The sequence below is a fragment of the Rheinheimera sp. genome, assembly GCF_965283995.1.
Classification (GTDB): domain Bacteria; phylum Pseudomonadota; class Gammaproteobacteria; order Enterobacterales; family Alteromonadaceae; genus Pararheinheimera.
Window position 1 is genome coordinate 1,928,987 of the sequence record NZ_CBDIQG010000001.1, and the last position, 18,531, is coordinate 1,947,517.

The 18,531-nt window shown below is 55.2% G+C and carries 16 protein-coding genes; 7 read left to right on the forward strand and 9 right to left on the reverse strand.

Annotated features, from left to right (window positions below; genetic code table 11):
* Nucleotides 1-10: 10 nt before the first annotated feature.
* Both ACQ66Q_RS08875 and ACQ66Q_RS08880 read left to right on the forward strand, forming a co-directional pair.
* Nucleotides 11-2,884: an Ig-like domain-containing protein gene (locus ACQ66Q_RS08875; protein WP_430456455.1), complete on the forward strand. Its 2,874-nt coding sequence runs from the start codon at nucleotides 11-13 to the stop codon at nucleotides 2,882-2,884.
* Nucleotides 2,885-2,893: 9 nt separating this feature from the next.
* On the forward strand, nucleotides 2,894-5,137 hold the full coding sequence (locus ACQ66Q_RS08880; protein WP_430456456.1) for a CHASE2 domain-containing protein: 2,244 nt from the start codon (nucleotides 2,894-2,896) through the stop codon (nucleotides 5,135-5,137).
* A 95-nt stretch (nucleotides 5,138-5,232) separates the two neighbouring features.
* On the opposite strand, the gene ACQ66Q_RS08885 is transcribed toward ACQ66Q_RS08880, so the two are convergent.
* Together ACQ66Q_RS08885 and ACQ66Q_RS08890 are read right to left on the reverse strand one after the other, a co-directional pair.
* Complete coding sequence (locus ACQ66Q_RS08885; RefSeq protein ID WP_430456457.1) at nucleotides 5,233-5,883, reverse strand: LysE family translocator; 651 nt, start codon at nucleotides 5,881-5,883, stop codon at nucleotides 5,233-5,235.
* A 96-nt stretch (nucleotides 5,884-5,979) separates the two neighbouring features.
* On the reverse strand, nucleotides 5,980-7,323 hold the full coding sequence (locus ACQ66Q_RS08890; RefSeq protein ID WP_430456458.1) for an MATE family efflux transporter: 1,344 nt from the start codon (nucleotides 7,321-7,323) through the stop codon (nucleotides 5,980-5,982).
* Nucleotides 7,324-7,462: 139 nt separating this feature from the next.
* Between ACQ66Q_RS08890 and ACQ66Q_RS08895 the strand changes: the two genes are divergently transcribed.
* Nucleotides 7,463-8,110: an RDD family protein gene (locus tag ACQ66Q_RS08895; RefSeq protein WP_430456459.1), complete on the forward strand. Its 648-nt coding sequence runs from the start codon at nucleotides 7,463-7,465 to the stop codon at nucleotides 8,108-8,110.
* A gap of 16 nt (nucleotides 8,111-8,126) precedes the next feature.
* Here ACQ66Q_RS08895 and ACQ66Q_RS08900 read toward each other — a convergent pair whose 3' ends face one another.
* Entirely contained in the window at nucleotides 8,127-8,474 is a 348-nt protein-coding gene (locus ACQ66Q_RS08900; RefSeq protein WP_430456460.1) for an FKBP-type peptidyl-prolyl cis-trans isomerase, read from the reverse strand.
* A gap of 132 nt (nucleotides 8,475-8,606) precedes the next feature.
* Between ACQ66Q_RS08900 and ACQ66Q_RS08905 the strand changes: the two genes are divergently transcribed.
* Nucleotides 8,607-9,299 carry an aspartate/glutamate racemase family protein gene (locus tag ACQ66Q_RS08905; RefSeq protein ID WP_430456461.1) on the forward strand — a complete coding sequence of 231 codons (693 nt, stop codon included), beginning with the start codon at nucleotides 8,607-8,609 and terminating at the stop codon, nucleotides 9,297-9,299.
* 21 nt (nucleotides 9,300-9,320) lie between these two features.
* Here the strand turns inward: ACQ66Q_RS08905 and ACQ66Q_RS08910 are convergent, their stop codons facing one another.
* The 5 genes from ACQ66Q_RS08910 to ACQ66Q_RS08930 all read right to left on the reverse strand — a co-directional run bounded on the left by ACQ66Q_RS08910 (nucleotide 9,321) and on the right by ACQ66Q_RS08930 (nucleotide 13,178).
* The gene (locus ACQ66Q_RS08910; protein WP_430456462.1) at nucleotides 9,321-9,878 is read right to left on the reverse strand and encodes a TlpA family protein disulfide reductase; all 558 of its coding nucleotides are present in this window, start codon (nucleotides 9,876-9,878) and stop codon (nucleotides 9,321-9,323) included.
* Between the two features lie 96 nt (nucleotides 9,879-9,974).
* The gene (locus tag ACQ66Q_RS08915; RefSeq protein ID WP_430456463.1) at nucleotides 9,975-11,012 is read right to left on the reverse strand and encodes an alpha/beta hydrolase family protein; all 1,038 of its coding nucleotides are present in this window, start codon (nucleotides 11,010-11,012) and stop codon (nucleotides 9,975-9,977) included.
* Nucleotides 11,013-11,091: 79 nt separating this feature from the next.
* Nucleotides 11,092-12,348 carry an RNA polymerase sigma factor gene (locus ACQ66Q_RS08920; RefSeq protein ID WP_430456464.1) on the reverse strand — a complete coding sequence of 419 codons (1,257 nt, stop codon included), beginning with the start codon at nucleotides 12,346-12,348 and terminating at the stop codon, nucleotides 11,092-11,094.
* 30 nt (nucleotides 12,349-12,378) lie between these two features.
* On the reverse strand, nucleotides 12,379-12,723 hold the full coding sequence (locus ACQ66Q_RS08925) for a YciI family protein (protein WP_430456465.1): 345 nt from the start codon (nucleotides 12,721-12,723) through the stop codon (nucleotides 12,379-12,381).
* 11 nt (nucleotides 12,724-12,734) lie between these two features.
* Complete coding sequence (locus ACQ66Q_RS08930; RefSeq protein ID WP_430456466.1) at nucleotides 12,735-13,178, reverse strand: YybH family protein; 444 nt, start codon at nucleotides 13,176-13,178, stop codon at nucleotides 12,735-12,737.
* Between the two features lie 235 nt (nucleotides 13,179-13,413).
* Here ACQ66Q_RS08930 and ACQ66Q_RS08935 point away from each other — a divergent pair, with 235 nt between their 5' ends.
* Nucleotides 13,414-15,984: a serine hydrolase gene (locus ACQ66Q_RS08935; RefSeq protein ID WP_430456467.1), complete on the forward strand. Its 2,571-nt coding sequence runs from the start codon at nucleotides 13,414-13,416 to the stop codon at nucleotides 15,982-15,984.
* A 230-nt stretch (nucleotides 15,985-16,214) separates the two neighbouring features.
* Here the strand turns inward: ACQ66Q_RS08935 and ACQ66Q_RS08940 are convergent, their stop codons facing one another.
* Nucleotides 16,215-16,724, reverse strand: coding sequence for a hypothetical protein (locus ACQ66Q_RS08940; protein ID WP_430456468.1), 510 nt, complete (start codon nucleotides 16,722-16,724; stop codon nucleotides 16,215-16,217).
* 200 nt (nucleotides 16,725-16,924) lie between these two features.
* Between ACQ66Q_RS08940 and bla the strand changes: the two genes are divergently transcribed.
* Together bla and ACQ66Q_RS08950 are read left to right on the forward strand one after the other, a co-directional pair.
* Nucleotides 16,925-17,689 carry a subclass B1 metallo-beta-lactamase gene (gene bla, locus ACQ66Q_RS08945; RefSeq protein ID WP_430456469.1) on the forward strand — a complete coding sequence of 255 codons (765 nt, stop codon included), beginning with the start codon at nucleotides 16,925-16,927 and terminating at the stop codon, nucleotides 17,687-17,689.
* A gap of 115 nt (nucleotides 17,690-17,804) precedes the next feature.
* A complete protein-coding gene (locus ACQ66Q_RS08950; RefSeq protein WP_430456470.1) occupies nucleotides 17,805-18,506 on the forward strand; it encodes a substrate-binding periplasmic protein in 702 nt (233 codons plus the stop codon).
* Nucleotides 18,507-18,531 lie beyond the last annotated feature (25 nt).

Genomic DNA, 18,531 nt, shown 5'->3' on the forward strand with positions numbered 1-18,531 from the left:
GAGACGCACTATGCTGAACATCCATCGAGTGATCTGCCAGCTGCTTTGTGGCGCCTTGCTTTGGTCTGCCACAGTGCAAGCCGCTGACAGCAGTGGCAGCTTTATTCAGCCGAAGCCTGCCAGTGCCATTGCCGGCCCGCTGCTGGTATCTGTACAAGCGCAAGACGCGGACGGTCTGGCCAGAGTATTTATCCGCAATAACCAAAACCCGCACCAGCTCGAACTGTGTCCGGCAGTCCGTCCCTGTGCGGGTAATGATTTCAGCGCGACTCTTGGCAATATTGATCCAGCCACTTTTGGTGCGAGTCCCGGCTTATTACAACTGCAACTGTGGGTGACCGATAATGGCGGCAACAGCAACGCGGTCGCCAGCGTCAGTGTCAACTGGCAGCCGCCGGGCCCCAGCAGCCTGAAAGCCCAGCGCAGAGCTGATGGTGTCAGCCTGGATATCAGCTGGGATCCGGTGCCTGGAGTCCTGCGCTACAACCTTTATCTGGCGAGTGTCTCTGGCGTCAACCGCAGCAACTACCGGCAATTACCGGATGGTCAGGCCCGGTTGGCCGTCAAAGGCCCGGCGGAAAAATTCTCCGGTCTGAACCCTGCGAAAGCTTATTACTTGCTGATCACTGCGATCAAAGGCAGTGGCGAGTCGATGCTAGCAAGCGAATTGCTGATCCCGACACCACAGGCGCCGAATCAGCCACCACTTGCTGTCGCAGATAATTACCGCACGGCTGCAAATGTAGCTCTACAGATTGCTGCGGCGCAGGGTCTGCTTGCCAATGACACAGATCCAGACAATGACACGCTGAGCGTCAATCCGACCCCGCTGACAGCGCCACAATCGGGCACACTGACCCTGGCAACTGACGGCAGCTTCCGTTATGTGCCGAATCAGAACTTCAGCGGCACCGACAATTTTGTCTATCGGATCAGCGATGGTAAAGGTGGCAGCGCTCAGGCCGCTGTCAGCATTGTGGTGACAGCGGCGCCGAATAATCCCCCCGTGGCTGTGGCTGACAGTTACAGCGCAACCAGTAATCAAACCTTGCAGGTGTCTGCTGCGCAAGGCGTGCTGAGTAACGACACGGATCCGGACAATGATGTCCTGACGGTGAATACCACCCCACTAACGCCGCCACAGTCCGGCACTCTGACATTGGCTGCCAATGGTAGTTTCAGTTATGTGCCGGACCAGAATTTTACCGGCGCTGACAGTTTTACCTATCAGCTAAGTGACGGCAAAGGGGGAACGGCGCAAGCCACTGTCACCTTGCAGGTGAATCTGGCGATCAGCAATATCACCGGTAACTCGCTCAGTATGACTGGCGAGTTCCTGTATATCGGTCAGGGCGAAGATCCGGCTGGCAGTCAGATTGGTACCGGTCTGTACCGCATCGGCGACTGTATCCAACTGGTCGATACCCGCTGTTCGATGCAAGGGCGTTATGTCGAAGCCGCACAAAGCGGCCACGTGCCGGGCCAACAAGGTAATTACACCTTTGTGATGTCATATCCGGGTGTGGCAGCAACTCCGGTATTGGCAAGATCGGTCAGTGCAAATAGCAACAGCCTGCAATTTATTGCGATTGGTCAGGCGCGCTTTGAGCTGAGCTTGTTTCCAGACAGCGGCGGCAAATTCAGTGGCGTTTACCCTGCGACACCATTTAACGATTCATTGAATTTTGGTGCTTTTATTCAGAGTTCCGCCAGCTGTAGCGGTTTACCGGCCGGATTGCCCTGCAGTATCGGCCAGGTTGGCCGGGTATCAGGTGCGCAAATCCAGGCGCCACTGGACCGGTTGTCCTTTACCATCCTGGGCTCGGCGCTGGACAATCCCGGACCAGTGCCACCCACTGCCGCCGCAGATCAGTATGCGGCCAGTGCCGGCCAAACCCTGAATGTCGCTGCGCCTGGTTTACTGGCAAACGACCTCGAAGGTAATGCGCTGCGTCAGGGCAATCAATTAGCGATCCGGCACAGTCTGAACCCGGGATTGGGTTCGCTGGTCGGTTTGTCGATCAATGAGTATCAGCAGGATTTATATCTGTATCCGGCTTTTGGCGCGGCGGTCCAGTTGATCGACCGGCTGGGTGTGAGCCAGGGCAATCTGCCGATGCAAGGCGAACCCGCGAATGACGTCGATCTGGATATCACAGCGCAAGCCTTTGTGCTCAAAGACAGCCAAATTCCGCAGGGTAGCCTGCTGATTTTTAATGGTGAAACCAATGCCACTGAGATTTATGCGGTCAATCCGGCGACGGGGGCGCTGCTGGCGCGGCTTGACACCGCGTTTGGCGCCAGCCATGTCGTTGGCGGTGCATATAATCCGGTGAGCCGAACCTTGTGGTTGCTGCAGGACAATGTGCCTGCGGCAGGGGTCGGCAATATTGTGGCGCAAATCGATCCGATCACAGGCCAGGTGTTGAGTAGTTTTAACTTGATTACTGCACAACATTCTTATGGCGTCAGCTATGGCGACCTGCATATCAACCCTTATAACGGCAATATTCTGCTGGTCAGCAGTATTCAGTCAGCCATGGCTGAGTTTGACCGCACTGGTAAGCTCTTGCGATTGTTGCAGTTACCGGCTGGAATTAGCGGCATCAGCGGTTTGGCGGTCAGCGCCGATGGCGCCAGACTATGGCTGTCATCCACCAATGGCGAAGTTTATGAACTGGGGTTCGCCAATCAGGGCGTGGTGCCAACACTGACGACGACGTTGCTGAGCGGCCCGGCCAATGGCAGTGTGATCCTGCGACCAGACGGCAGCTTCAGCTATACACCGAATGGCGGCTTCAGCGGGCGGGACAGTTTCACCTATCAGCTGACCGGCGCTTTTGGCGGCAACAGCCAGAACACAGTGGTGATCAATGTCCAATAAAGGCGGGCAATGACGAAACGCAGACTCACAAGCTGGCTGGCCAGACAATCTATTCCACTGCTGATCTTTGCCGCGGTGTTACTGTTGCAATGGTCAGCACCACCAGGTCTAGAGCACAGCCTGCAACGGCTGGAGGGTCTGCTGTACGATGCCAAAGTACAATATCTGCCGCCCTGGCCGCGCAGTGTCAGTAACATTCAGATTGTTGATCTCGACGAAGCCAGCCTGCACGAAATCGGCCGGATGCCGTGGGATCGCCAACATTTTGTCAAACTGACCGAGAAACTGGCCAAAGCCGGCGCTGTTCTGGTGGTGTATGACGTGCTGTTTTCAGAGCCACAAGCCAATGCGGCGCTGCACGCACTGCAAAGTTGGCCCCGGCAAGCCACTTTGTCCGATGCACAACACCAGGATCTACTGCAACATGCCAGCCAGCTCGACCCCGATGCGCGTTTTGCTACCGCCTTGCATGCCACCGAAGTCGTGCTGGCCAACCTACTGCATCGCCATGGCAGCCTTCGCACCGGTCAGATCAGTCAGGCAGCAAACAGCATCGCACAGCACCGTCCTGCCGGCACCACCCCGTTTGAACCGTTCAGCGGTTTCGCAGCACCGATCGCAACTTTGGCCACTGCGATACGGGGCCAGGGTTTTATCAATGCCGAGGAAGACGCCGACGGTTTTGTCCGCCGGGTGGCCCTGCTCCATCAGTTGGATCAACAGCTATATCCATCATTAGCACTGGAAGCATTTCGGGTATACAGCTTACTGGATCAGGTACAGCCACGCTGGCTGCAGCACAACGGTGAGGCATATTTACAAGGCGTACAAATCGGCAGCAATCTGGTCCGTACCGACCAACAAGGCCGGATCCTGATCCCGTACCGTGGCGGTGCCCGGCATTATCCCTACACTTCTGCTGCCGATGTACTGGCAGGTCGGATCAACGACCAGCGCTTTGACCAGGCGGTGGTGTTTGTCGGCACTTCGGCGACTGGTCTGGCTGATCTGCAGGCGACCCCGACCGCGCTGAACTTTCCCGGCGTTGAGATCCACGCCACCGTATTTGACGGTCTGATGGCGCCACAAACCTTGCCTTACCGCCCGGACTGGTGGGCCGGCGCCACATTGCTGCAGTTACTGCTGGCCGGCCTGTTATGCCTTTGGTTGTTTCCAAGACTAGGCCCACTTGGCAGCGCGGCCACCACGCTGTCCTTGCTCCTGCTGACGATCAGTCTGAACCTGTGGCTGTGGCGCACACAGATGCTGGACCTGCCTCTGTTGTCACCATTGCTGTTAATCAGCTCGCTGTCGGTCTATTTCATCAGTTACGGCTTTGTCAGTGAAACCAGACGACGCAAACAAATCAATGCGGTGTTTGATCAGTATCTGCCACCGGCACATATTCAGCGCCTGCTTGCCGATCCAGGGTCTGTCAGTCTGGCCGGGGAGAAAAAACAATTATCAGTGCTGTTTTGTGACATTCGCGGCTTTACCACGATCTCGGAGCAAATGTCAGCACAGCAACTAAAACTCTGGCTGAATCAATATTTCACCGCGCTGACCCGCGCCATCCAGCAGCACGACGGTACGATAGATAAATATGTCGGTGATATGGTGATGGCATTTTGGGGTGCGCCACTGGCGGAGCCTGCGCATGCCAGCAAAGCGCTGGCCGCAGCTTTTGCCATGTTACAGGCACTGGAAGCGCTGAACCTTAGTTTTCAGGCCGCAGGTCAACCTGTTGCGCGGATTGGCATCGGTATAAATAGTGGTGAAATGAATGTCGGCGATATGGGTTCCGATTTTCGCCGCAGTTACACCGTGATCGGCGACGCGGTCAATCTGGGGTCCCGCCTGGAAGGGCTGACCAAATATTATGGCGTGCCGTTGCTGGTCAGTGAATTTACCAAGACAGAGGCGCCGGAGTTTGATTATCTGCTGGTTGATAACGTCCGGGTGAAAGGCAAACAGATCCCGATCCGGATTTATCTGCCACTACCGGCGGATCTGACGCCCACACAGCGCAGTCAGTGCCAATTACTACAGCAGGCACTGGATGCCTATTTCGGTCAGGATTTTGCCGATGCACAATTGCAGTTGCAGGACCTGAACTTGCAGATATGCCAGCTTCAGGACTGCAGCAGGTCGCTGGATCTGGCCCCACTGATTAATTTGTACCTGCAACGCATCAGCGTTTTTTGTCACACACCGCCGGCCGCAGATTGGGATGGCAGCCATCAGCATTCCTAGCAGGTAAGCGCCATGGATGGCAGCGCATAAAAAAGCCTCCGCAACATTTCAGGATACCGTGCGGAGGCCAAGGCTAAACAAACAAGCGTGATTCCTTAAGACGGCAACGGGGTCCAGCACAGACTCAGCCCTACCAGTGCCAACAACAACGCCTGGGCCTGACCGAGCTGACGCCGCACCTGGGGTTTAGGTGTGGTGCCGACTCCCCAGCGCACCAGACTGAGCCACAACGAATGCGCCAGCACCGAACAACTGACAAAAATCAGCGACAAAGCGGCAAACTGCGGCGCGGCGGGTTCAGTCACATCAATAAATTGCGGAAACAATGCACTGATAAATAACCAGGCTTTTGGATTGGTCAGTGCCACACCAACACCACGGCCAAACCAGCCGGCATTGGCAGGTCGTTGCGCCAGTTGCGCCGGCGCTAATGTTGTTGCTTTGGCCTGTTGCCATTGCAACCAGGCCAGATAGAGCAGATAAGCAGCACCACAGATTTTTAACACGCTAAATGCCAGCGCAGACTGCAACAACAGCAGACTCACCCCGCCAAATGCCAGCAACGATACCAGCAGCAGACCGCAGGCATTACCAAGCGCGCCGGCAAAGGCGGGTTTGCTGCCGGACGTCAGCGCATTTTGCATGGTAAACAGCACCGCAGGGCCTGGTGTCAATGTGGCAACCAGCGCCACTGCGGTAAAACTAAGCCATTGTTCCGGCGCCATCAAATCTCTGCCTGTGCTCATCGAAGTGCGTCGATTGTAAAACAGCAATCGACACACCACGAGTCTCGGCCGGTAATCTGATTGTTTCCTGAACCTGTCAGGCGAAATCAGCAGACATCAAACGGCAGCCTGATGCATCTTCTTCAACTGCCATTGCAACAAGCTGAAACTAAGCAGGCCCTGCACCAGTACACTGAGCGCTGAACACCACCAAACCTGCGTTGGCGTAAACGCAGGCTGTTGACTCAGCCACAGCACTGGTCCGACAAACAACACTAGCCGCACCGCTGAACTCAGCAACGACGGCCAGGTATTGCCGAGCGCCTGAAACATACCTGAGCAAGTCAGTACGACTGCTGAGGTCAGATAATTCCACGAGATAATTTTGATAAAGACGACACCGGCCAACACCACTGCGGCATCCTGGGTGAACCAGCGCATCAGGCTTTCTGCTTCCAGCTGACTGAACAAAAAGATCAATAACATCAGACCGACACTAAGCATCAGTGCCGCGCGCATCGTCTGGTGCACCCGCAGCAACAAACCGGCACCGAGGTTTTGCCCGGCGATGGCCGGTATGGCAAAGGATAGAGCCACCACCGGCAACGACACCGCCTGAATGATCCGCATGCCAATACCAAAAGCCGCCTGCACATCAGTGCCCAGATCACGGATCACCCAATAAACAAAAGCGGTGAATAAAAACATCAGTGCATACTCGCCACCAGCCGGCAAACCGATGGCGAGCAAGCGGCGCCACACCGGCAATTGCAGCGACCAGCCGGCACTGGTATCCAGTACCTGATGCTGACAGCGGCGGAAATATTGCCACAACATCACCAGCCCTGCCGCCGACGCCAGCGTGCTGGCCAGTCCTGCGCCGGCCACGCCCAACGCCCAGCCTGTGCCCCAGCCAGAAATCAGCACCGGCGCCAGAATTAAATTCAACAACACCGTCAACAACTGGATCACCATCGCCGGTTTCACCACCCCGACAGCCCGCAGCGCAGAACCGATTGCAGTCGACACAAATGCCAGTGCCAACCCGGGTAGATACCATTGTAAAAACTCAGCGCCAGCCTGACGCACCGCCGGATCCGTACTAACCGTCTGTAGGTAAAAATCCTGTAATAAAACACCTGCCAACAAGGTCAGCGCGGTCAATGATCCGGCCAGCAACATCGACTGACGGAATACCTGATTCGCATACACATGGTCGCCAGCGCCGGTAGCGCGCGCAATCAGACTGACAGTGCCGACACTGAGCATCTGCGTCAGTGCCAATACCAGAAACATCAGCGCTGAACCGGCCCCGACTGCAGCGACGGCGGCAGGACCGATGCTGGCAACAAAATACATATCGACAAATAAATACAGGCCCTGCACCAGCATGCCGATCATCATCGGCGTGGCCATATTGATTAAATGTCGGGATACCGAGCCCTGCGTTAGATCAGTCATGTTGAATGTCCTTGGAATCAGAGGCTTAGTATGCCGTATACCGCAAAACACTGCATCTGCCGCGCTGTAACAGGAAATGATTGTCAGGCTGTGCAAAGCCCGATACATTCAGCGCAAACGCAGGATCGGGAGTTGTGATGTGAGCAAGGAAGAAACCACTATGCCTTTAGACCAACAGCAGGAAGTTGCAGAGACTGCGCAGCCGTCCGCTGCTGCAGTGTCATCGGTCGATGCGCCAGCGAATGCGCGACTAGCCGGTCAGCCAGCCAGTCGTAAAGATCGCTTGTTGGGATCGTTGATTGACTTGGTGTTACAGGTATTGGCCTCGGCACCGTTTTTTTGGTACATGGGATTAGAAGCCTTTCAGAATCCGACACCGGCACTGCTGCTCGCCAACTCGGCCAACGCGATCCTGGTTTATCTGGCGTTGCACGGTTATTTACTGCACAAATATGGCCAGACCATTGGCAAAGCTGAGTTTGGCATGCGGATTGAGATGCTAAACGGAGAAAAAGCCAGCCTGCAGCATATTGTGTTGTGGCGCTATCTGCCGGTGATCTTATTGTCTTTTGTCCCGGTGATTGGCCAGTGGCTGACCGGATTGCTGGACCCACTGCTGATTTTCCGCAAAGACCGGCGTTGTCTGCATGACCATATTGCCGGCACTCAGGTGTATTATTGTTATCGTGGTGACGAGTCGAACACTGAAACTGCAGCGCCGGCAGCGCCCACCGACGCTTCAGCTGCAGCTACCGCGACCACCGCCGAAACGGACCCACAACGGTAATCATGGCGCAGCCGGTTTAGTCGTCCCGGTTCAACGCTTCGAGCAGTTCGATCACAAAAGTCAGGTCGGAATTGGGCGGGATCATAGTCCCGATTTGCCGCTCGCCGTAGGCCAGCGCGGCAGGCACCTGTAATTTACGGGTGCCACCAACCTGCATGCCAATTAGCCCTTGCACCCAGCCCTGGATCACCCGATTTTTACTCAGTACCGTTTCAAACGGCGCGCCATGCCGGTACGACGAATCAAACTCAGTGCCGTCTGCCAGATAACCGCGATAATGTGCTTTGATCAGCGCGCCACCTTTTTTCACTGTGTTGCCGGAACCTGGGATCAGGTCTTCGATGATGAGCTCTGTCAGCGCCATGGCAAATCTACCTTCTGTCCAAAAAGCGGCAGTATAACGTAAGGCGCACACTCCTTGTTACAAGGGGCGCTGTGACAAGTTAGATCTGCTGTGATACCAATAATGGCAATTCAACTCAATAAAGGTGTGCAGATGAAAACGCTCGGATTGATTGGCGGCATGAGCTGGGAATCGACAGTGCCGTATTACCGGCTGATTAATCAACAGGTGAACCAGCGACTCGGCGGTTTACATAGCGCCAGAGTAATAATGTACAGCGTTGACTTTCAACAAATTGAAGCATTGCAACGCAGTGGCGACTGGCCACAGGCCGGGCGATTGCTGGCCGAAGCCGCACAGGCTTTGCATTGCGCCGGTGCTGAGGGTCTGGTGCTATGTACCAATACTATGCACAAAGTTGCATCGGCGATCACTGCAGCGACACCTTTGCCGTTTTTACATATCGCCGATGCTACCGCGCAACAAATCCGCCAGCAGGGCCTGCGGCGTATCGGTTTATTAGGCACGCGCTTTACGATGGAACAGGACTTTTACAAAGCACGTCTGGCGGAGCAAGGTATCGACGTATTAATCCCGGAGCAGGCCGACCGTGAACTAGTACATCAGGTGATTTACGAAGAACTTTGTCTCGGCCAGATCAACGCGAATTCCCGTCTTGCCTATCAGCGCATCATTGCGGATTTAGTCGCAGCCGGCGCCGAAGGGGTGATTCTGGGCTGCACTGAGATTGGCTTGTTAGTGAAGCCTGAAGATGCGGCAGTGCCCTTATTTGACACCACCGCCATCCATGCCCGCACTGCAGCGGACTGGATGCTGAGCGATTAACTGGTAAGGCTAGATCTGCCTTTACCAGTGCAGCTGCGCGATCGCATCCGGCACTTCGCCGAGTAGCACCTGCTGGATGGTGCCGTCCGCCGCCACCGTTACCAATTGCGGAATGCCTTTGCTGGCGACTTTGTGGTACAGCGCCCGGTCCGGGTCGGCCACCAACGCAAAGTTCAGCTTATATTCGCTGCGAAATTTCTGCAGTGCCGGGAGTTGCTCTTCGCGGCCAATGCCGATGATTTGCAGGTCTTGTTGACGCACCAGATCCGACGCCATCAGCTGGGTCATCGCGCGCTGCGAGTCATGGCACCAGGTGGCAAAAAACAGCAGCAGCTGCCGTTTACCCGGCGCAACTGTAACTTCATTGCCGTCGATAGTGCGCAGCGTCTGCCATGGCAGCTGTGCCCCAGGCTGAATAGCGAATGCAGCGGCAGCAGCGGGCGTTGCCGTTGCTATTGCAGGCCGCGCTGCCGTAACTGGTTTTGCTGCAACAGCTGCCGGTGTCTGACTACAGGCGCTGAGGCTCAGCAGCACACTGCATACAATCCCGACCCTGCCTGTTCCCGCTTTGCGCATCATCAACTCCGTTCTGTTGTTGTATCGTTGTGAAAAACCATCTTAAGGCTAAGCCGCTGCAAAAGCTTCGAAAATCTGTCGGGTCGGCAAGGCCATGGTTTAGCGCAGCTGCTGACGGATAAACTGGTCCATCTGCTCACGCAATTCCGGCATTTGCTTTTGCAAACTGTGGTCGCCGCCTGGCACTATCACCAGCTCGTGCGGTTGTTTACGTGCGCTGAGCAGCTGTGCAATCTTATGCGCATTGCTGACATCAACCTGCTTGTCTTGATCGCCGTGCACGATCATCACCGGTAAATCCGCACGGATTTGTGGCAGGAAAAAACTGACGGAGCGTTGCTGTAAAGCTGCGGTTTTATTGCTGGCGTAATCCGGAATCCGCGCCTTGAATACATTTTCCATCTCAGGGCGGAATTGCAACAAGGCCTCTGAATCCGTCACCCCGGCGATAATGACCAGCGCGTCCAGCTCTGGCCATTGTTTGGCCGCCAGCCAGGTTTGCATGCCACCACGGCTGTGCCCCATCATCGCCACATGTTCAGGATTCGCCGCCGGCACTTTTGTCAGTAGCGTTTTAAATGCCAATACATCGGCCACATCGGCGCCGCCAAATTCGTCTTTACCGATTTGTTCCGGCGGTAAATTCAACTGGTTATGCTCACCCCGGTAGTTGCTGGCGAACACGACATAACCTTGTGCTGCCAGCGACATCAACTGACTCATGACATTCATAAAAACCAACGAACCAGTTTTGCCATTACCACCGCGGTTATACACCAGCACAGGCAGAGATTTGGCAGGCGCCGCCTTTGGCAGGATCAGATATCCGACTGCTTTCACACCATCAACATCATAAACAAACTGTTCGCAGTGCAGCTGTTGTTGAAATAGCTCAAACATGGCACGTGGTATCGACTTATGCAGCATCGCACCGATATTCGGGTTGTTTGGATACATGCGCTTTAACATACTGACGAAACCATCATAACTGCTGACCGGCCCGGAAAAACAATCCTTAGAATGGAGCATCAGTGGCTGGAAAGGCGTTGCGGTGACTGGCGCAGCAGCCTGTACCACACTGGCGGAAAACAGAAAAACAGCAGGGCAAAAAAAAGATAATAAATGCTTTAACTTCATCAGGATAACTCCATTCCCATTTTAATTCCGGACCATAGGATAACAGCGGGAGTCTGCAGGATGAAGCGATTAATTTACGTTAAATACACATTTTCAGCATTTTTTGCAGAAAGCGTTGTTCTGCGGCCTGATTGGTTTTGCCAAGCGCCTGCTGATAATACTGTCGGGCCTGCGCGCCGTGCTGCAGCTGTCGGTAGCAGTCGGCCAAGGCGGCATCCAGCAGATGATAACTACTCAGCACACCTTGTTGTTCCAGCGCCAGTAACAACGGCAATGCCACCGCCGCGCCGTCGCGTTGGCCAATGGCGACTGCACGGTTTAATGCGACTACCGGGCCAGGTTCCAGCCGCAGTAACACATCATACAGTGCGACGATTTGCGCCCAGTCAGTCTTCGCAGCGGCCGGGCTTTCGGCGTGCAGTGCCGCAATGGCTGCCTGCAGCGCATAAGGACCAAAGCGAGACCCGGACAGCGCCTGCTCCGTCAGTTGTACGCCTTCAGCGATCAGTTGCTGATCCCACAGCGCCCGGTTTTGCTCCGCCAATAAAACCAGATCGCCCCCAGCATCCAGCCGCGCTGTACGCCGGCTTTCCTGCAGCAGCAATAACGCCAGCAGCGCTTTGATTTCGCCGTCATCCGGCAACAGCTGTTGTAACAGCCGGGCCAGCCGGATGGCCTGCGCCGATAGTTCCGCACACAGCAGTTTGTCACCGCTGCTTTGGCTATAACCTTCGTTAAACAGCAGATAAATGACTTTTAAAACCGTATCGAGCCGCTGCGGCAACTGGGCGGCTTGCGGTACTTCATAAGGAATAGCGGCGTCGCGGATCTTTTGTTTGGCCCGCACGATGCGCTGCGCAATTGTGACCGGGCTTTGCAAAAAAGCGCGGGCTATTTGTTCGGTGGTGAGGCCACAGACTTCGCGCAGCGTCAGCGCCAGGCGCGCCTCCGGCGATAACGCCGGGTGGCAACAGATAAAAATCAGCCGCAGCTCATCATCTTGCAGCAGCGCCGAGTCGTCCGGCCGCTCAGTTTCATTCACCAGGCCAGCGTCTTCGCCTTGCTCGAGTAACCAGGCTGCTGCCGTCGCATGTTGACGTTGTTGGCTGCGCAGTTTATCGATGGTTTTAAAGCGCCCGGCTGATACTAACCAACTCAGCGGATTGTCCGGCAGTCCATGCTCTGGCCATTGCTGCAACGCAGCAGCGAATGCTTCCTGTAAGCCGTCTTCGGCCAGACTGAAATCGCCGAGTAAGCGGATTAAAGTCGCCAGCACCCGGCGCGAATGCTGCTGATACAATGCAGCAATGGCTGCCGGCGTTACTGCGGTAGTCATTAGCTCACACCTGTGGCGACCGCTGCCACTTCAGACATCCAGCTCACGCACCGGTCGCACTTCCACTGAGCCAACCCGCGCCGCCGGAATACCCGCAGCAAGCATGATTGCCTCGTTTAAATCCCGCGCTTCGACCAGATAAAAACCCGCCAGCTGTTCTTTGGTTTCGGCAAAAGGGCCATCGGTTAACAAGGTTTTACCGGCGCGCACCCGCACTGTGGTGGCACTGGCCACTGGCTGCAGCGCCTCAGCCGCCAGCATGCGGCCACTTTGCTGTACCGCAGCGGCATAAGCAAAACACTCAGGGTCCTTTGGGCTTTCCGGCAGTGAGTGCAGCAGTTTTTCGTCGCTGTAGACCAGACATAAATATTTCATCGCTATGTTCCTCAGGCGGCGTCAGGCTGCAGATCAAACAACGCGGCCCCAGTTACCATATCAAATGGTGCAGAAAAATGGTCGTGGAAAATCCGCCATTGGCCCTGGTGTTGCTGCCAGCCCTGCGTCACGCGCATCCAGCAGCCCTGCACTTCGCCTTTGTCATTGCTCCCGGCGCAGTATAACAACGCATGCATGATGGCAAGGTCAGCACTGTGACGGATCTGAATATCCTGCAAGTCAAAAGCAACATGATTCTGGCAAAACTCCAGGCATTGTTGCCAGTGTGCAAAATAGTCAGCCTGCTTAAACTGCAGCTGTTTGATCGCATCAAAAGCCCGTACATCTTCCGCATAATGACTGCGGATCGCTGCCAAATCGCTGCGTTTTATTGCTTGCAGCCATTGGTCAATGTCGTGTTGTAAATGACTCAGGGTCGGTTCAATACTGTGCATCAGGGTGCTCCTAGGTGTGTATGGAAGTGTGTCGCGCCGTGTGTTGCGCCAACATTCAGTACTGGTCGTTGCTGCTTTTGAGCTTTCGACAGTCCGGCCGGACTTTTTCTACTGATAAGACCTCTTGCAGAGTTTTCAAATCGCTTACAAACGCTGACAGATCCGCAGCAAAGCTCCGACAGTCTGTACGCAGGCCAGTCGCTACACTGCCTGCACTTTTTCAGGAGGACTGCGGATGAAACGCTTGTACATCAAACCTATTCTGACCGGCTGCTGCGCGCTGGCTTTACTCAGCGGCTGTAATGACCACGAAAAAACCAAAGTGCTGCAGGCCGACAAACCCACGGTGCACGGCATCTGGCAAAAAACCGGTTATGGCATCGTCTGGCAGCTGGAACAAAACCGGCTGCAGATCTTTAATCTGAACAAATTTGGTTGTGTGCGCCAGGCCGAACATCCGGCTGCTGAAGCGCAGGCGCTGAAACCCCAACTGCAATTAAGCGCGGATGGTAATGATCTCAGTCTGGCGCAGGACCCGGGATTGTTTGGCCGGTTCCAGCGCCTGCAGCAATTGCCGGCCAGTTGCCTGCAACCACTCAACAATGAGCAAGGCGGCGAGCAGGACAGCGCAAAAAACTTCGAATTTTTCTGGCAGGACATTCAGCAATATTACGCCTTCACGACAGAACGCCAGCTCAACTGGGAACAGTTGTATCGCGACTACCAGCCGAAATTTGCCAATGCCAGTGCGGAACAGCAGCAACAGTATTATCAGGAAATTATTGCCAGGTTCGGCGATGCACATCTGGTACTGAGCAGTCCGGACCAGCCGGCGATACAAGGTTATGCCCGGCGTGGCCTGTTCGCGCAGGTCGAAGCCGATGGTGCAGCCGGCGACAGCGACAGCCTGTTCAGTCAGCTGGAGTTGTATCATCAGTTGCTGCAACAGCAGACTGATGCCCTGCTCCTGACGCCGGGCTTACAGCAGACCAAGGCCAGTGCCGCCCTGCAATATGGCATGCTACCGGGTGAGATCGGTTATCTGCGGTTGAATCAACTGTCGGGCCTGAGCCAGCAGGACCCGACGTCGACGGCGCCGAGCGTCTGGCTGCAATTTGCCAAAGACGATATCAACACAGCGGCGGCGGCAATGCAGGAACTGCAGCCATGGCTGGCACAAACCAAAGGCCTGGTACTCGACCTGCGGTTTAATCAGGGCGGTTTTGATGCCGTCGCGCTGCAGATCGCCAGCCAGTTTAACGCCGAAGCCAGAGTCATCGGCAGCAAGGGCCTGCGTAGCGGCAGCCAGCACCAGCTCAAACTGGCAGCCTCGACTACACCCTATCTGAAACCATTACAGGTGCTGGCCGGCGGCTCCACCGTCAGTGCCGGCGAAGTGCTGACGCTGGCACTGCAAAGTCTGCCACAAGCCACTATTGTCGGCGAGCCAACACACGGTTCGTTATCCGACGCACTGACGCATCAATTGCCCAATGACTGGACCCTGACACTGAGTAATGAGCGCTATCAGGATCCGGCCGGGCAATTGCTGGAAGTCCAGGGCGTATTGCCCGATGTTGCAACTTATCCATACCTGAGCCTCGACGCGGCGTTGCAAAGTGTCAGTGCCTTAGACCGTGCCTTGCAATTGTTGCAGGCACCGGCGGCGCAAGCGCCGTCGGCGAGCGACGTGCAAACTACGATGCGACAGTTCCGCCAGCAATTTAACCAACCAGGTTTGGCTGCAGCCGTCGTGCGTCACGGCAAAGTGGTTGCCACCTTTGCTGACGGTCTGGCCGATGTTGCAAGCAACACCGCCATGACCGCCGACACTCCAACGCTGGTGGCGTCGATCAGTAAAACCTTGCTGGGCACTGCCATCGCTAAACTGAATATCGCCGTCGACAACCCGTTACCAGCTTTGCCGTTTTTACTGCAACGGCCGGATGGTCAGAGCTTCAATCCAAGCTGGCTGCAGCTGGCGCAGCATCAATCCGGCATCATCGATCAGGACGGTACTTTGTATTGCGCCATCTACAGCACTGAGGACGGGACTTCGTTGCTCGACCAATTGCGCGGCACGGAATTGCGGGACACAAACCAGTGCGGCACGCCGGAACCTTCGCATCAACGTTTCCTGGCCGGTTATCTGCAACCTGGCGGCGCCTGGTATCACAGTGCAAACTTTGCTGCCGCCGGAGTCGAAAACTACAGTAACGTCGGCGCTGAACTGGCCAGTGTGGCGCTGGAACAACTGACGGCAGAGCCTTTTGCCCAGTGGTCAGCGCGCGAAATCCTGGCGCCGTTGCAATTGCACAATACCTTTTGGCCACAGCAGGATTTTCGCAACGCCGCCACGTTGTACCTGCCGACAGCGGAAGGTGCGCTGATGCCGCTGCCGCGTTATGCCTCCTCCGATTATTACGCCGGTATGCTGCACAGTTCGGCGCGGGATCTGGCCACTTATCTGGCTGCCATCGCCAGCGAAACACCGGCACAGGCATTACCAGGTCTGAGCAAAGCCCGCCGTCAACAGATGCTGGGCTGGGACCAACCTTTTACGCCAGGTCAGGATTTTCCGGGCTGGTTCTGGCAGCGCAGCGGGGACTATGTCGGTCACAATGGTTTGTTTGTTGGCGCCAGCAGCATGATGTATTACAACAAAGCGACTGAAACAGGTTTTGCCCTGTTACTCAACGGCGACGGGCAATACTGGCTGGCCCCAGATGAGACTAAATCCCAGGCCTGGCAACAAGCGATGTTGCAGGTTGCTGCCAAGCTGTACCGGCATGGCTTGAGTCTGTAAATGGTAAAGAGCCCAGCTAACGGGCAGGGCCTTTTGTGCATTAAGCAGGGCCTGTTGCTGCTGCGACGCCACGAAAAAGACCTTTTTACTGCGGCTGGCTCTGCAACACCAGCAACTGCATCAAAACATCGTTCGTTTTTCTGCCTGAAAATAAAAGCCGGGACGACAAACCCGGCTGCAAATCCTGCAGCAGCACTGCCTGCTGCAGCCCCCCCCCTGTGTCGGTGCGCTTAGCGCAGTTGTTGCAGATATTGCTGCAACGTCAGGATGTTGTGGTTGTAGGCGCTCGGTTCACCTAAGGCAACGCCCTGGCTGCGGACATAAAAATCAAATGGCAGCTGACGTTGACCAAAGAAGCTGACGAAACCATCCGGCTGCAGCGTATCGCCATTTAAACCAATCGCCCAGTTGCGCGCCTGATAGTCCTTCAGCTGACCAATGATCGCGTTCACCAAATCGGCTTCTGCATTGATCTGTTGTTGGATGTATGCCTGTAAGGTACTGATATTGCTGTCATAAGCAGACTCAGTGCCAATAGACAAGCCCTGACTACGCACAAAATATGCAAAAGGCAGGCTGCGGTCACTAAAGAACTTCAGAAAGCCGTCCGGCTGTAAGGTGTCCCCATTGAGACCAATAGCCCAGAAGCGGTTTTTATAGTCCTGCAAACCCTGAATAGTACTGCGGCTGGCATTGACGTTTTGTACCGGTAACGACCAAACCAATGATTGTTGTTCCATATTCAATCTCCTTGAAAAAAGAAACCTGAGATCAGTTCAGGCCCCGACAATCTAGCTGGGCCTGTACCTTTTATAGTGATAAAAATCTGATAAAATTCGCATAAACAGGAACACAGCTAACGATGGCGGTGACAGAAATTGACTAAAGTCTGCATAATCAAATGATTGAGACCAAAGACGATCTAATCGGGGCACCATTGATGAAAACACGCACTTTGCTATTTACCACATGGCTGCTGATCAGCTCGGCTCTGGCACATGCCGCACCGACGCTGCAGCTGCCATCGGCCTATCCGGTCCGACGGCTGTCGCCGCAACTGCAGGTACAGCAACTGGCCGCAGGGTTATGGCTGCACCGGACAGAACAAAAGCTCAGCAACGGTGCCGTGTTCACCGCCAATGGCCTGATCCTCGAGACGCCAGACGGCATTTGGTTACTGGATACCGCCTGGGGTTTTTATCCAACCCGCGATTTATTGCACTGGATTGATGTGGTGCTGAAAAAGCCGGTACGCAAAGCCATTGCAACCCATGCCCATGATGATCGCACCGGTGGGGTTGTTGCACTGGCGGAACGGGGCATTCCGCTACAGGTCACAACACAAACCGGCGCTATTGCCGCAGAACAGCAGATCGCACCACTGCAGGTGGTGACTGATTTAGCACCGGGCGGGGTTTATCAGGATGGCCCTGTACAATGGTTTTATCCGGGGCCAGGCCATACGGCCGACAATATCGTGCTGTGGCTGCCACAGTATCAGCTGTTACACGGCGGCTGTTTTGTGAAAGCTCCGCGGTATCCGGGCCTTGGCAATATTGCCGACGCTGACGTTGCCGCCTGGCCAGTTAGCCTGCAACGGCTTAAAGCCCAATATCCGCAAGCGCTTGTCGTAGTGCCAGGCCATGGCAATGTCGGTGATCTGCAATTGCTGGACTATTCGCTGGCCTTATTTTCAAAGCGCTGAATACTTGGCCGGCCGTGCCATAGCCGGATCAGTACAGTGTGGTGAAAAACAGCGCACCGACGCGTCCATCGTCTAAGGTTATTTACATACCCTTTTGATTGTCAGAGTCCGACTGATGTTGCTGTTGTTATCCCGCATCCGGTGGTTATTGCTACAAACCAGCCTGGTTCTGCTGTTGGCCGGACCCGGCCATGCTGAACCAGTGACCTATTTTTATTCCGATCTGCCGCCCTATGAATTCAGTAATCCGCAGAGGCAAGCGGACGGACTTGGTATCATTCAGGTTCGCAAAGTGTTAACTGCCGCCGGTTTTCAGCCGGAATTCCAGTTTTATTCGCTGCAACGTGGCTTAAACGCATTAGAAAACGACATTGATTTTACTGCCGTTGTTGCACCATCCGGTCAGCAAACCCAACAGTTTCACCTGAGCCGGTTGCCGGTGTATGCGGTGGAACTTGGGGTCGTACGGCTGCGCGCGACCAAGCGGATGACATCTGTGAACCAGTTGCAGCACTACCCTTATCTGGCGCTGAGCGAAACCCGCTTTACATTTCTGCAGCAACGGCCAGAACTGGCAGCTTTTGCCGTGAAACGTTACGACATCAGCAATCAGCCTGATGCGTTCCGGTTATTACTCAGTGGCCGCTACGATTATTTCCTCTGTTATCACGCCAGCGAGATGGCGCTGGCAAATCCGATGCTGGTGTTTGACCCGTTAGAGCAGTTACCGGTGCATCTGGCGTTATCGCGCCAACATCCCGAAGCCGCCCGTTTGATGCTGCGGGTTGATGCGGTGCTGGCCCAGTCGGTGCGATAAGCCTTTGTTTACACTTCCGGATGTT

What these genes read in the sequence shown, in the direction of transcription:
- ACQ66Q_RS08875 (WP_430456455.1), top strand. Translation starts at nt 11, where the DNA reads ATGCTGAACATCCATCGAGTGATCTGCCAGCTGCTTTGTGGCGCCTTG.
- ACQ66Q_RS08880 (WP_430456456.1), top strand. Translation starts at nt 2,894, where the DNA reads ATGACGAAACGCAGACTCACAAGCTGGCTGGCCAGACAATCTATTCCA.
- ACQ66Q_RS08885 (WP_430456457.1), bottom strand. Translation starts at nt 5,883, where the DNA reads ATGAGCACAGGCAGAGATTTGATGGCGCCGGAACAATGGCTTAGTTTT.
- ACQ66Q_RS08890 (WP_430456458.1), bottom strand. Translation starts at nt 7,323, where the DNA reads ATGACTGATCTAACGCAGGGCTCGGTATCCCGACATTTAATCAATATG.
- ACQ66Q_RS08900 (WP_430456460.1), bottom strand. Translation starts at nt 8,474, where the DNA reads ATGGCGCTGACAGAGCTCATCATCGAAGACCTGATCCCAGGTTCCGGC.
- ACQ66Q_RS08905 (WP_430456461.1), top strand. Translation starts at nt 8,607, where the DNA reads ATGAAAACGCTCGGATTGATTGGCGGCATGAGCTGGGAATCGACAGTG.
- ACQ66Q_RS08910 (WP_430456462.1), bottom strand. Translation starts at nt 9,878, where the DNA reads ATGATGCGCAAAGCGGGAACAGGCAGGGTCGGGATTGTATGCAGTGTG.
- ACQ66Q_RS08915 (WP_430456463.1), bottom strand. Translation starts at nt 11,012, where the DNA reads ATGAAGTTAAAGCATTTATTATCTTTTTTTTGCCCTGCTGTTTTTCTG.
- ACQ66Q_RS08920 (WP_430456464.1), bottom strand. Translation starts at nt 12,348, where the DNA reads ATGACTACCGCAGTAACGCCGGCAGCCATTGCTGCATTGTATCAGCAG.
- ACQ66Q_RS08925 (WP_430456465.1), bottom strand. Translation starts at nt 12,723, where the DNA reads ATGAAATATTTATGTCTGGTCTACAGCGACGAAAAACTGCTGCACTCA.
- ACQ66Q_RS08930 (WP_430456466.1), bottom strand. Translation starts at nt 13,178, where the DNA reads ATGCACAGTATTGAACCGACCCTGAGTCATTTACAACACGACATTGAC.
- ACQ66Q_RS08935 (WP_430456467.1), top strand. Translation starts at nt 13,414, where the DNA reads ATGAAACGCTTGTACATCAAACCTATTCTGACCGGCTGCTGCGCGCTG.
- ACQ66Q_RS08940 (WP_430456468.1), bottom strand. Translation starts at nt 16,724, where the DNA reads ATGGAACAACAATCATTGGTTTGGTCGTTACCGGTACAAAACGTCAAT.
- bla (WP_430456469.1), top strand. Translation starts at nt 16,925, where the DNA reads ATGAAAACACGCACTTTGCTATTTACCACATGGCTGCTGATCAGCTCG.
- ACQ66Q_RS08950 (WP_430456470.1), top strand. Translation starts at nt 17,805, where the DNA reads ATGTTGCTGTTGTTATCCCGCATCCGGTGGTTATTGCTACAAACCAGC.